The sequence below is a fragment of the Paenibacillus sp. PsM32 genome (assembly GCF_030433815.1).
Classification (GTDB): domain Bacteria; phylum Bacillota; class Bacilli; order Paenibacillales; family Paenibacillaceae; genus Saccharibacillus; species Saccharibacillus kyungheensis.
On the sequence record NZ_JARUWY010000006.1, the window covers coordinates 146,052 to 159,726 of the forward strand.

Sequence of the window (13,675 nt, forward strand, 5' to 3'; positions counted from 1 at the left end):
TACGTTATCCCAAACCTGCTGTCATGACGGAAGCAGTAGCAAACAAATCGACAAAAGTCGAACCTGTAGCTGGTAAAAAGCGTCGTGCAAAAGACTGGAAAGGGACGCTAGGAAGAATCTGGTACTACCTTGCTGAACGCAAACTGAAGTTAATGCTAGTACTCTTTATGGTGTTACTCACGTCAGCGCTCACGTTGCTCGGGCCTTATCTGATCGGAATAGCGATAGATGATTTTCTTGCTAGGGATGCAGGACAGATGTGGGTCTGGTTCCTTATTGGCTTAGCTGTCGTATATATTCTCAATTCGGTTACATCATGGCTACAAAATATATGGATGATTGAGATTGCGCAAGAAACAGTCTACCGGATGCGAGTCGATTTATTTTCCCATTTGCACCAATTGCCTATTCCTTTTTTCGGCAAAAGACAGCAAGGGGAGTTGATGAGTCGGGTGACCAATGATATTGAAAATGTCAGTTCTACGCTGAACAGTTCGGCGATTCAGATATTTTCCAGTGTATTGACGTTGATTGGTACATTGGTCGTAATGTTGTGGCTGAGCCCACTGTTGACATTGATTACATTTCTCGTAGTGCCATTGATGGCATTCGGCATGCGCTGGATTACAAGGCGTACAGGGCCTTTATATCGTGAACGTCAGAAAAATTTGGGTGATCTGAACGGATATATCGAAGAGACGTTGTCTGGTGAAAAGATTATCAAAGCGTTTGCTCAAGAACAACGAGTGATCGGTGAATTTGGAGAGCGTAATGATCGCATCCGTTTATCTGGATTTTGGGCGCAGACGATCTCCGGGTTTATTCCTAAGCTTATGAATGGATTGAATAATTTGAGCTTTGGTCTGATTGCAGGAGTAGGGGGTATCTTGGCGATCAAAGGCATGATTACAGTAGGTGTGATCGTTATTTTCGTCGAGTATGCACGTCAGTTTACCCGCCCGTTAAATGATCTTGCCAATCAGTGGAATACATTGTTGTCTGCGATAGCCGGAGCAGAGCGTGTATTTGAAATTTTGGATGAATCGGTAGAAGCAGAAGATGAACAACAAGCTGTTCAGGTGGATCATATCGAAGGTGCTGTCGTTTTTGATGATGTATCGTTTGCTTATGATACCAGTGAGGGTGGCGATACATTACAGCATATTTCATTTACAGCACAACCGGGTGAAATGATAGCTCTGGTAGGACCTACCGGAGCAGGCAAAACGACATTAATTCAATTGATTTCTCGCTTTTATGATGCCGATCAAGGCAAGATTACGATTGATGGACGGGATATCCAAAGTATTAAGCGAGAAAGCTTGCGGTCACATACAGCATTTGTATTGCAAGATTCATTTTTATTTGAAGGTACAGTGATGGATAATATCCGTTATGGTCGACTGAATGCGACAGATAAAGAAGTGCAAGATGCCGCCATCTTAGCCAATGCACATTCGTTTATCGAACGATTGCCTGAAGGATATAATCATCGTCTCAATCGAGATGGCGGTGGAATCAGCCAAGGCCAACGACAACTCATCAATATCGCACGTGCGTTGTTAGCCGATCCTTCAATTCTGGTATTGGATGAAGCGACCAGCAGTATTGATACGGTCACCGAGATCAAGATTCAAGAAGGACTACAGCGCTTAATGGAAGGCAGAACAAGCTTTGTGATTGCGCATCGATTGAATACGATTCGAGCAGCCGATCAGATTCTAGTATTGCGAGATGGTCAGATTTTGGAAAAAGGTTCTCACGATCAATTGCTAGACACCGGCGGATTTTATAGCGACTTATTTTACAGTCAATTGCATTCATCCGATGCCTTGCAAGCTTGATCTTAAACTCATTATTCTAGCACTTACCGAAGCAGTAAAAAAAGCAATGCGAGAAGAGCAGGAGCACCTTGCATCAACCAGATTCGGCGACTGGCTGTAGCACCGCCGTAGAGAGCAGCGATCAGTACACAGATAATAAAGAATAATTGAATCTGATAGCCAAAAATAGCTGTCGGATGAACCAATCCCCAGATCAATCCTGCAGCAAGAAAGCCATTATATAGCCCTTGATTGGCAGCAAGTGATTTGGAAGATTCGGCAAATTCAGGGGTAAGATTGAACGTTTTTAGTGTGCGTGGCTTTGTCCAAAGAAACATTTCCATCACCATAATATAAAGATGTTCAACTGCAACTAATACAACAAAGATGATAGATAGTAGATACATGATTGTTCTCCTTTCTTGTCCAAAGATACTGTTAGTGTAGCAGAATGAATTGCAATGATACATCATTCCACGAAAAAAAGATGCCGTTTAGTTAAGGCATCTTTTTTGCATTACATATGAAGCTAAGTATGAACGATCTATCTGCGAGTACGCTATTAATAATTAGAATAATTCGGCGGTGAGATCGGTTTTTGAATTAAAATTTGGTCGATAATACTACTTTCAACGTAATCGTTACGCTCTTTTACCATCGTATGCAAAAGAAAAGCATCTACAAACCACCATATGGCGGTTATAAATGAGCCGAAAAACGTAAGCGTCAAAATCAATTGCGCAATAGCAGAACCTGTTTTGCCCATATAAAAGCGATGTGCTCCAAATATGCCTAAGAAGAACCATAGAATATAAGCTACTGTCATATCTTTACCATAGGCTCTAACTTCAGACTCAAGCAACATGAGTTCACGCGTATCTAACTGACTTTTACGTTGCCAATTGTTATAACTTAATCCCATTTCTATCACTCCTTTACTATCAAAATAGTCGTACCTCTCCATCAATAATGCCATTTTAACAAGATTATCCCATTTAATCTACTGTATTCTACGTTGTTAGATGAGGGAAATATTCATTATATGATATTGGTTTTGAAAAAAAGATGAGATTAATTATTTCAAATCTCTTTTTCTGCCAATTGTAAAAATAGTTGGTAACTCTTCATTATACATGGTAATATAGACAACGAATTTAAAAATAGATAATATTACCTAGTTCATTTTAACTATTCTTAGGGGGAATAACAATGTCTTTTTGCACAAAATGCGGTACACAGCTTCAACCCAATGAAATACATACTTGTGTTTCTACAGAACAACCCGTAGTAAATGCTGCTTCACCAACGTCTACACCATCACCGATATTAACATCAGCAAGAGATCATCTAGCACATGTAGACAAGCACAAGATTTTGAATTTACTCAAAAATCCGATGTCTGCTTTGCAACTAAGAGCAGAAAGCGATCTATTGTACGGAGTTTTAGGATTGGTTGTATCATTGTTAGGTTTTGTTTTGTGGGCATGGTCATTTAAGCATCAATTGATCAAGCTAATGATTTTAGGATTTGGAAGTTTGATAAGTGATGACAAAGAATCATATCGCGAAGCTAGTGAGTATTTGCCTATCGTAAATCATATGTTATTGCTAGGTCTGATCTCGTTAATCGTACTGGTAGGTATAACATTTTTATTAGGCAACAAAATGGGATTACATAAATTACATTGGAAAGATAGCATGGTACAGCTAGGCGGATTACAACTTATTTCAGGTATTGGATTTATCGTAGCAGCTCTTATGATGTTTATATCTATCAAATTGTCATTTGTATTATTATTTACTACTTCGCTAGCTGCATTGGTTTTAACATTGGTTGCAGGTATCGAAATGTTCCGTATCCAGCGTGATCGTCTGGCCTTATTTATTGGACTTACTGTATTAATTCAAGTGTGTGCTATTCTTGTTGTCTTTAATTCCTTTGGTAGCGAATTAGTAGAAGAAGCACAACGGATTAGCCGTAATTTATTTTAAAATCATATAGAGCTACGCTAACTTAATAAATAGTGATCCAAGAAAGGATACTACCTGTTATGTATTGTGGAAATTGTGGAACAAAGACACAGCCAGATTGGGTATTTTGCAAAGAATGTGGACATCGTTTGCAACCAGAAGCATCTGCAAATGAAATTAGAGCAACAGAACATGTACCTGTAGTTGCCAAGCCAGCACGTCAACCGATTCAATTATCGCGTCGAACCAAATTATGGGGCGGTGTTGGAGCAGGAGTCATTGTGTTGTTGCTGATTGCTTTTCTAGTATTACGTGCTACTTATGGTCCTTCATCTGCGGAAGAACTTGCTCAGCAAATGAAAGAAGCTGTTCAAGCCGGAGATGCGAATACATTAGCCAGTTATTTAGATGATAAAGATTCACCGTTACACCAGTCAGACAAAATATCTTTATTTGCTGAAACGCTCCAAACCGATGATGCTAAAAAAGCATATAACGATGGTATTGCCCAAGCGTTAGATCGTGCAGAATATATTCAGAAAGAAAATGCTTCGTTAGCAGATGCAGTGAAAAAACAGATTCGGGAAAGTCTAGGCGGAGGTCAGTGGTTGACATTTGTACCTGTAGAATCATGGCGTGGAACCAAATGGACAGCACATATAGAGCCCATACAGATTGAAGCGTCTTTACCTTATCTCAATGAAAATCTAACTACTTCGATGACGATTGGTAATGTAGCCGCGCAAGACAATCGTATTCAGGACTTGTGGCCTTCTGTATATACGTACAAAGGTGTAATTCGTGGAGAGTTCGCTGAAGCGCCTGTTACTGATACAGTAGAAGCTTTTAATACGACTGAAAATAATAAAGCGATCTTGGATTACACCCAGCTTGCTTCATTGGAAGTTCAGCTTCCGCCGGTAGAATCGACCATCACATTAAATGATAAACCGATTACAGGTACACCTGGAGATTATCTAGATATTTTACCTGTACCCGCGCAATCCAAATTTGTAGTCACTACACAAGCACAAGGATCAGAGATTACAGGAGAGACCACTCTTCAATCGGGTGAACAAGATCGTTATGATTTGAATACGATTTTGCAGAAGCCCATCGCAGATAAGTCACTAGATCTTATCTATAATGCTTCGACTAGCCTGGCAGAAGCGATCAATACAAGCAACGCCAAAGCAGTCAAAGGTGTTAATCCCAATTCAGATTATTACAATCGTGCCACATGGGAAATGAATAGTTACTTTACGCAACCGAAATATACATTGCAAAAAGTAGTAATCGATCTCGATTCTATTCAAATCAACAAAGAATCGATTGAAATCACAGCTACACAGGTATATACAGCCAAAAATGAAGATGGCACGTCTAATGATAAAAATGTAAGTTGGACTTACCAGATTACCCAACAGCCGAATCAAAAACAATGGTGGATCGATTCTGCATCTACAAGTTGGAGCAATGCAATAAATGCTAAAAATACGATTGAAAAAGCAAGTAGTGCAACCACGACATCAGCAGACACAGACTCTACAGATCAAGTATCTGCCAATATAGCCTCTACAAGTACAGCATCCACAGATAAAGCATCGTTAGAAAGTGCAGAAGTAACAGATACATCGATTCATGATTTTATGACCGACTATCTAAGCACTTCGGTAGATGCGATCAATGCAGGCGATTTTAGTATTGTTTCTTCATTATTGGATGCAGACGGCCCGGTGTACAAAGAATCATCTAGTTATATCGATCATCTTCAAAGTAAAGGAATCACCGAAGAATTGGTTAGTTCAACTGTCCAATCATTCAAAGCCAATACGGATAATACGTATACTGTACACACTACAGAAACATACAATATTATAGCTAAAGATGGTACAACACAGAAGAAATCGTTCAACTCGGTCTATACGCTGAAATTAATCGATAACGAACTCAAAACGTATCAACTGGTTAGCACGAAAGAAATATAATTATCCACAAAGAACCTCTCCTAATATAAATGAAGAGGTTCTTTTTTTGTAGCATGTATTAGACAACGACTGCATAATTTTTAACAAATGAAGGGCGAGGGAAAATAGAAGGTTGCTGTGCAGTAATGCCTTCAGACGTATCCCGTTTACGGTGGGCATGGCTGTAAGCTTGAGATTCTTGCCATGCTTTGAAATGCTCTTCCGATGCCCAGAGTGTCATAATGACATACGTATCATCATCAAGCGGACGCATCACTCGAATCCCCACAAAGCCAGGTTCGTCTTCCACTTTACGCGCACGATTGCTAAAGCGCTCTTCAAATGCAGATCGACCATCTGCGGTTACTGGAATATTGTTCAGTACAGCATAACTACCACCAATATCCCCACTATGATCCAGCACCTCATATCGTGATGCATTTTCAGTGTGAAAATCCAATGGTTCATCGATCTCTAATACATACCGAGTCTCATCTTCATGTTGCAACGTAATCGTCTGTGGTAATTCAGCCGCTTCAGGAAAATGTTCTTCAAATTGGTGCGAGCTAATATAAATATACATCGTGATCCACCTTTCATATTGGGAAAATAGTTCAATATTTTTAAACTATCTTGATAATTACTTGATATTTATAATTTAGCATGTTTATAAGCTCTATCCTATAGATTACCAGTATATACAAATTATAACCTTACATTATAGAAAGAGAGGTAGAATACATGGATAGTCTCTATCATCACATTAACAAATATATGATCCGTATTCCACTTTCCCCTAATTCGATTGCAGAATTACAATCAGATGAGCAAGAGCAATGGTTGAAAAACTTATGCCAAAATACATTATTTAGAGAACAAATTTTGATATCTAGTAAAACACTGTATGACACAATGAACAGTTATTTACTTTCGCCAGATAAATTATCGACTAAGAAAAAACGAAATTTTATATTGTCGATTGCGAAATATGCTAATCGCAGATCAACACGTACGACTCCTTTTGGATTATTTTCTGCGGTAGGTGTGGGTTCATTTGCTTCTCAACATAACAGCCAATTTGATCAGTCCACATTCTATAAAAAAGCTCGAGTGGATTTGGAATGGTTATTTCGCTGTATTCAAAAAATAGAAAAGGAATATGCTACTCATCTTTCTTTCAAATTAAATCCAGCTTGTTATGTAAAAGGAGATCGTGCTTTTTTATTGTACAGTACAGATCATGAATCCAATGATATTCATATTCGTGCAACACCAGTATTTGCATTATTACATCAACAATGTCAGCAATTGACCCGTTTCGATCAAATGCTTGCTATATTACAAGCTCAATATCCAGATACTCCAGCGGATCGAATCCAGATGTATATAACAGAACTTATTAATAAAGAATTTTTGATTTCTAATCTCCGTCCACCGCTAACTGTTCATGATCAATATCAATATGTGATTGATCAACTTCGGATGAGCAGTGTCGACCCTCTCTGGTTAGCACAATTGCAAGACATTCAATCGCAGATTGAAGTGTATAACAATCTTCCTTTGGGAGAAGGAGAACATCTATACATACAACTTTTACAACACATGAATCAGGTGATGAAGTCTACTTCACCGTTACAAGTCGATCTGGGATTAGCAGATGAACAGATCACGCTAGATGAACAGCTAGCACAAACGATTCCTGAACTTGCGAGTATGCTTACACGATTAGCAGCTCCATTTTCTAAACAATCCACGTACTTGGAAGAATACAAAAATAAATTTATAGAGAAATATGGAGTTGATCGTGAGATCCCTTTGATGGAAATGTTAGATACAAGTTCTGGTATCGGCGCACCTGTATCTTACCAGCAACCTCAAAATGATTTCTATGAAAATGTAAAACTGAATGATCAGTATACAGCACCACTTAAAAATTTCTTTTTATTAAAATATTGGGAAGCTGTCAAAAACAAACATGAGATTCAGTTGAATGATCAGCAATTGCAAGATTATCTGGATCAGGATGTAGATCATCAGGAAGTGCCTGTTTCGTTAGAACTTAACTTTATAGTGAGACAGCATGATGATACTCCTGTTTTGCATTTAGGTCCTAATGTAGGATCGATTTTGGCAGGTAAAACGTTTGGACGATTTTCACATTTATCATCACAAATTACAGATACATTAGAAACGTTACATCAACATGAATTAAGAATTCGTGATGACAATAGCACATTATGTGAATTGAGCTTTGTTCCTAATCAGATTCGTTCAGGCAATGTGACTCGTAATGCCAGTTATCGTAATAAAGAGATGTCTTTGTTTACGAATAGCTCCAAATCAGATTCGGAGTCAGTGAGATTAGAAGATATTCGAATTGGAATCGATCAGAATACGTTTTACGCTCGTGATCATAGATCAGGAGATATTATCGTATTTGAATCCAATAATATGTTGAATCCATTAATGAGCAGTAATGCTATTCGTTTTTTACAAGAAATGAATGAACATGGCAAGCGTCAATGGAACAAATTTGTATGGGTAGATCTGTATCAAGATTTTAAATATGTACCAGAAATTAAATATAACGACATTATTTTATCCAGTGAGCAGTGGTATATTACCCAACGCGATCTGGAAATGACAGATAAAACAGATGGCAAAACGTTTGTAGAACAATTTTCTCGATTCCAGCAAAAATACGATATTCCACAGCAATTTTATATTGCGAATTCGGATCATCGTTTATTTATTGATACTCATAATCAACAGACGATGGATATTTTATTTTCAGAAATCAAAAAAATTCAAGGTCATGCGCTTCATCTAGTCGCTGTTGAAAAAGATGAAAATCTATTCAAAGATCAGCATGAGCAAAGTTATGTTGCAGAAATCGTAGTGCCACTTGTCAAAATAGAACCAGAGCTCACTCGGACTATACCTAATCGTGATCTACAAACGATCGATCTACATCAACGAATCAAAATACCGTTTGATGACTGGTTATTTATTAAATTGTATGGAAAACAATCTCGTGAAGAAGAATTGATTGCTTTTGAAATGGAGCGTTTTTTTACGGAGTTAAATCAGAATTATGATGTTAAACACTTTTTTATGAGATACATGGACCCCAAACCTCATATTCGACTAAGAATAAATAGTCAGACTCAGCAATTGTTAGAGATGTTCCCAATTATCCTTTCATGGTTACAGCAACTGCAACAACGCGATATTGTATCTGATTTTGTTATTGGATCATATGATCGTGAGATTGAGCGTTATGGTGGGGTCGACTTAATGCCTGCTGCTGAATATATATTTTGTCTGGACAGCATAGTAGTAGAGCAATTAATTGGAGCAGTTCGTACCAAACAACTGGATATAGATATTGAATTGATTGCGATGATTTCTATTATCACCTATTTAGAGCAAGTAGGTTTGAATTTTGAAAATCAATTGAGCTTAATTCAGCGAAATACAGATCATACTCGGTATCGCCAAGAGTTTAAAGAGAACAAAGACGAGTACCTTCAGATGTGCAATACAGATCGTAATTGGGAAGCATTAAGACAGACCGATTCGGGTCAAAGATTGCTTGAGATTTTAGAACAACGGAAGGCTGCGGTTACCCAGTATATTCAACTGATGCAACAGCAACCTGTAGTCACATCAGGTTTGGAAGAAATCATTTCTAGCATTATTCATTTACATTGCAATCGTTTATTAGGGACAGATCGAGAGCTAGAGTACAAGATTATGAACTTGGTAGCTCATACACTTTATGCCCAAAGATATCAAAAGACAGAAGGGAATCTATTATGGAAGTAAAAGAACAACTTCATTTTAAAGATATCATTTCTACACTCTGTCAAATGCCCAAAACGCTAAAATTAGTATTTACAATGGAAAAAAAGCTGTTTATCAAAATTGTTATATTGAGCTTGATTACAGGGCTTATTCCTATTGTTTCTTTATATGTATCTCAGGAATTGATTAACTCTTTGGTTCGTATACAGACAGAATTACAAACAGTTCTTATCATTTTTTGCATCTATATTGCGGTCTCTTTTTTTTCTGATATTATTTCGCAGATTTCGGAATATTATAATACGAAATTTCAGTTCAGTATGAATTACAAATTAAACTACATCATTATGGAAAAGAGTAGCAAATTATCGTTAGAAGATTTTGAAAACCCTGAAGTGTATGACAAATTAGAGCGTATCACTCGAGAAGTTGCCTACAAGCCTTATCAGATTTTTCAGGCGGCAATTACGATGATTACGGCAACCGTTACATTAATATCGGCACTTACATTTTTGATGGTGTGGAATCCTACCATGTCGATGTTGATGTTGCTTGTCCCTGTTATTTCTTTATTTTACTTTTTGAAAATAGGTCAACAAGAATTTTTTATGCAATGGAAACGTACAGGAGAAGAAAGACGTTCCTGGTATTTAAATTATATTTTGACACATGATTTCTCATTCAAAGAAGTAAAATTGTATCGTTTGAAAGATTATATATTAGAAGGATATTGGACGATCAAAAAGAAATTTATGGCGCAAGACACGTATATTTTGCGTAAAAAAACAACGTTTAATCTGATCTATGAAGTACTAGTCCAGCTTGTAGGTGCTGTTGTCATTGTGGTTGCTATCTTGGCAGCCTACACTGGAAAAATCATGGTAGGTAATGTGTTAAGTTATATCCGTTCTGTAGGTTTAGTGCAGAGCAATTCCCAAAGTATTATCAACAATATTTATTCTATTTATAATAGCAATTTGTATATGAATCAATTGTTTGAGTTTTTGGAGTATAGAGAAGAACATACCAACGATGATCAGACGACCGAAAGATTAGAACAAGCTATTTATGCAGTCGATATCCAGGATGTTAGCTTTCAGTATCCGAGTAGCGAACAATGGTCTTTACAACATGTTCAATTATCTTTTCGTGCGGGAGAACGAGTTGCGATCGTAGGGCCGAATGGTTCAGGAAAAAGTACATTGATCAAATTATTGGCTGGTTTGTATCAAATTCAAGAGGGAGATATTAAATTAAACGATATTTCTATCAAAAAGCTGAATCAAGAAAGTTATATGCAACAAATGGCTGTCTTATTTCAAGATTATATGAAGTATGAAATGACGTTACAAGAAAATATAGGATTTGGTCAAATTACAAAAATGGATCAAACAGATCAAATTAAAAAATCACTTCATAATGTACGTGCTGACTTTTTGAAAAATCAATCGGATTATGATTTAGATATGCAATTAGGATTGTGGTTTGATGAGGGTCGACAATTATCTGGAGGACAATGGCAAAAAGTAGCTTTAGCTCGGACATATTTTAGAGAAGCATCGCTATATATTTTAGATGAACCCAGTGCTGCACTTGACCCAATAGCGGAGAAAGAAACATTTGATACGTTTTTCAAACTGTCACGAGAAAAAATAGGAATCTTTATTTCACATCGTCTTATTGCAGCTCAGCAAGCCGATCGGATTATCGTTATGGATCAAGGAAAAGTAGTCGGGCAAGGTAAGCACAATGAGTTAATGCAAAATTGCCCTATCTATAAACATATGTATGAATCAGAAAATTATGAGATCGATACAAGGGGGGAAGCCGAATGGAAAGAAGCGCTGTAACCGATATTCAATTCGATATAGTTGCTACAGTTAAAGATATAGCTACACGTATGAAGCATTATGATTCTTTACTACAAGTCGTGAACCACCCTCGTCAGCAATTATCTGTTAATGGACAATCGATTAATCCGTGGAATCCTCTTACATTAAGTCATGGGATACCTGGCGTCTGTATGTTATATGCGGAGTTACATGCTCATTTTCCAGAAGAAGGTTGGGATGAAGTCGGACATCAGTATCTGTCTATTTTGGTCAACGAAATCACGCAGCAAGGAATCCATAGTAGTTCTATGTTTTCAGGTGCAGCTGGTATTGGATTAGCAGCTATTTGTTTATCACAAAACTTTCAGTACTATCATAAATTTATCGAGCGTATAGATGATTATTTATATAGTCATATTCCTGAAATGATTGCCAATTTTCAGCAACGAGATGTGTTTATTAGTGATTACGATGTAATTGAAGGATTAAGCGGAATTGCTAACTACTTATTGGTACATCCAACAGATGAACGGATTCAGCAATTACAGACGAATGTTTTAGAGTATTTGATTCAACTTAGTCAGGACAAAGAAGTGAAAGACTTACAAGTACCCGGCTGGTATATTCCTTCTGCTCATCAATTTACAACACAAGAAAGTGAACTCTATCCAGATGGTAATTTTAACTTGGGATTGTCTCATGGAATCGCGGGTCCTTTATTAATTTTATCCAAAGCTTGGAAACAAGGAATACGACTTCATGGACAAGAGCAAGCTATCCGTAAAATGGCAGATTTTTTATTACAGTTTGCTAGTGAAGAGGATGGCCATTTATTTTGGAAAGGATTTATTAGTTGGGATGAATATAAAGCTGGTCATGCTTCAACAGAGGAAAGTTTTAGAAGAGATGCATGGTGTTATGGTAATCCAGGAATAGGACTCGCTTTGTGGTATGCAGGTACAGCTTTGGAAGAATCATTATATCGTGATCTAGCTATTACCAATCTAAAAGAGACAGTTAACGATATTCATAGTATTTTTTCACCTACCTTTTGTCATGGTTCTGCTGGTATTTTGCAAATTTTACAAACGATTGATAAACAATCCACTGTACCGCAGTTTGAAAAGGAAATTAACATCGTAAGCAAAACGATTATTAATTTTTATGATAAGCAGTATTTATTTGGATTTCATAATTATGAGCATTTTGAAAATAGTGGATTGGTGCCTGTTGATTATATCGGCTTGCTAGATGGGGTTACAGGTGTGTGCTTACCATTATTGGCAGTAGAACTTACACAAATGACACCCTGGGATCAATCGTTTTCATTATAATTACAAATTAGGAAAAATATGAAATCTTGATAGAATCTTGATAAATGGTTCTTATAATAAGGGTATCCCAAAAGAAAGGAGCTAACCCTAATGGCTAAATTCAACGATTTCGATCTTGATTTGGTTCAAACACCTAAACCATCTACTCAAATTGAACCACAATGGAAAAGTCAAAGTTTCTGTACGCCTGGATGTGTAACTGGTGTTCTACAAACATGTTTCATTCAAACTGCAACATGTAATTGTCATATCAGTAAATAATATGCTACAGGTATACATACATATGTATACACATAAAGGATAGAATATATCATTCCCGAACTATACTCTATCAGATAGCGAGTGAGAGGAAGAATACGAACCAGATTTCTAGGGGAGTGGTCTTTTATCTTCACTCGCTTTTTTTATCTTAGTTTTCTATAAAGGAGAGAAATAATGATGAACAAAAAATGGTTTTGTTTTTTGGGACTGACTGCTGTGTTTACTTTATCAGCATGTCAAAGTATAGATGAATTTACACACAAGGTCGTTACAGAAACGCAAAAAACAGCCCATTATACGGTGGATTCCGACTCTGCTCATACCACTACTATTCAACAACTGATAGATGAAGGAAAAGTAGATCAGTTTGTATTTGAAGATAAAACGTATCAATTACAAGACAAAGTGAATAACAGCAGTAAAGGATCACTGATCGGAACGATAAGTCAGAGTTATTATGTTGATCAAAATGGAAAACGATGGACTGATGATGAACTTAAAAAACCGTATGTATATAAAGATCCTAAAAAGATCAGAGAAAAAAAACCGATGATTTATGGATCTGTCTACAGTATTACATCGCAAAACAAAAAAGATAGACAAGAAATTATCGTAGATTTCAATCATCAATTGTATAAGGCTACTTTAATTTCACAATCGTAAAGCATCATCTGTCAATC

11 protein-coding genes are annotated in these 13,675 nt (G+C 36.9%); 8 read left to right on the forward strand and 3 right to left on the reverse strand.

Annotated elements, in window-relative coordinates; translation table 11 throughout:
• The first annotated feature begins 23 nt into the window (after positions 1-23).
• The gene (locus QCD85_RS13605) at positions 24-1,844 is read left to right on the forward strand and encodes an ABC transporter ATP-binding protein (RefSeq protein WP_441005627.1); all 1,821 of its coding nucleotides are present in this window, start codon (positions 24-26) and stop codon (positions 1,842-1,844) included.
• A gap of 23 nt (positions 1,845-1,867) precedes the next feature.
• Here the strand turns inward: QCD85_RS13605 and QCD85_RS13610 are convergent, their stop codons facing one another.
• A complete protein-coding gene (locus QCD85_RS13610) occupies positions 1,868-2,230 on the reverse strand; it encodes a DUF1304 domain-containing protein (RefSeq protein WP_274171223.1) in 363 nt (120 codons plus the stop codon).
• A gap of 155 nt (positions 2,231-2,385) precedes the next feature.
• On the reverse strand, positions 2,386-2,745 hold the full coding sequence (locus QCD85_RS13615) for a TM2 domain-containing protein (protein WP_273614477.1): 360 nt from the start codon (positions 2,743-2,745) through the stop codon (positions 2,386-2,388).
• 287 nt (positions 2,746-3,032) lie between these two features.
• Here QCD85_RS13615 and QCD85_RS13620 point away from each other — a divergent pair, with 287 nt between their 5' ends.
• Positions 3,033-3,815 carry a hypothetical protein gene (locus QCD85_RS13620; protein WP_301262951.1) on the forward strand — a complete coding sequence of 261 codons (783 nt, stop codon included), beginning with the start codon at positions 3,033-3,035 and terminating at the stop codon, positions 3,813-3,815.
• Positions 3,816-3,874: 59 nt separating this feature from the next.
• A complete protein-coding gene (locus tag QCD85_RS13625; protein WP_301262952.1) occupies positions 3,875-5,782 on the forward strand; it encodes a TcaA NTF2-like domain-containing protein in 1,908 nt (635 codons plus the stop codon).
• Between the two features lie 58 nt (positions 5,783-5,840).
• Here the strand turns inward: QCD85_RS13625 and QCD85_RS13630 are convergent, their stop codons facing one another.
• Positions 5,841-6,344, reverse strand: a complete 504-nt coding sequence (locus QCD85_RS13630) for an antibiotic biosynthesis monooxygenase family protein (protein WP_273614480.1) — start codon at positions 6,342-6,344, stop codon at positions 5,841-5,843.
• A gap of 158 nt (positions 6,345-6,502) precedes the next feature.
• On the opposite strand from QCD85_RS13630, the gene QCD85_RS13635 reads away from it, so the two are divergent.
• The 5 genes from QCD85_RS13635 to QCD85_RS13655 all read left to right on the forward strand — a co-directional run bounded on the left by QCD85_RS13635 (position 6,503) and on the right by QCD85_RS13655 (position 13,658).
• Positions 6,503-9,589 (forward strand): lantibiotic dehydratase, encoded by a 3,087-nt coding sequence (locus QCD85_RS13635; RefSeq protein WP_301262953.1) that lies wholly within the window; start codon positions 6,503-6,505, stop codon positions 9,587-9,589.
• Positions 9,580-11,418, forward strand: a complete 1,839-nt coding sequence (locus QCD85_RS13640) for an ABC transporter ATP-binding protein (protein WP_301262954.1) — start codon at positions 9,580-9,582, stop codon at positions 11,416-11,418. The genes QCD85_RS13635 and QCD85_RS13640 overlap by 10 nt, the downstream gene beginning before the upstream one ends.
• Complete coding sequence (locus tag QCD85_RS13645) at positions 11,400-12,734, forward strand: lanthionine synthetase C family protein (RefSeq protein ID WP_301262955.1); 1,335 nt, start codon at positions 11,400-11,402, stop codon at positions 12,732-12,734. The genes QCD85_RS13640 and QCD85_RS13645 overlap by 19 nt, the downstream gene beginning before the upstream one ends.
• 90 nt (positions 12,735-12,824) lie before the next feature.
• Positions 12,825-12,995, forward strand: a complete 171-nt coding sequence (locus tag QCD85_RS13650) for a gallidermin/nisin family lantibiotic (protein WP_273614484.1) — start codon at positions 12,825-12,827, stop codon at positions 12,993-12,995.
• 177 nt (positions 12,996-13,172) lie between these two features.
• The gene (locus QCD85_RS13655) at positions 13,173-13,658 is read left to right on the forward strand and encodes a NisI/SpaI family lantibiotic immunity lipoprotein (protein ID WP_301262956.1); all 486 of its coding nucleotides are present in this window, start codon (positions 13,173-13,175) and stop codon (positions 13,656-13,658) included.
• Positions 13,659-13,675 lie beyond the last annotated feature (17 nt).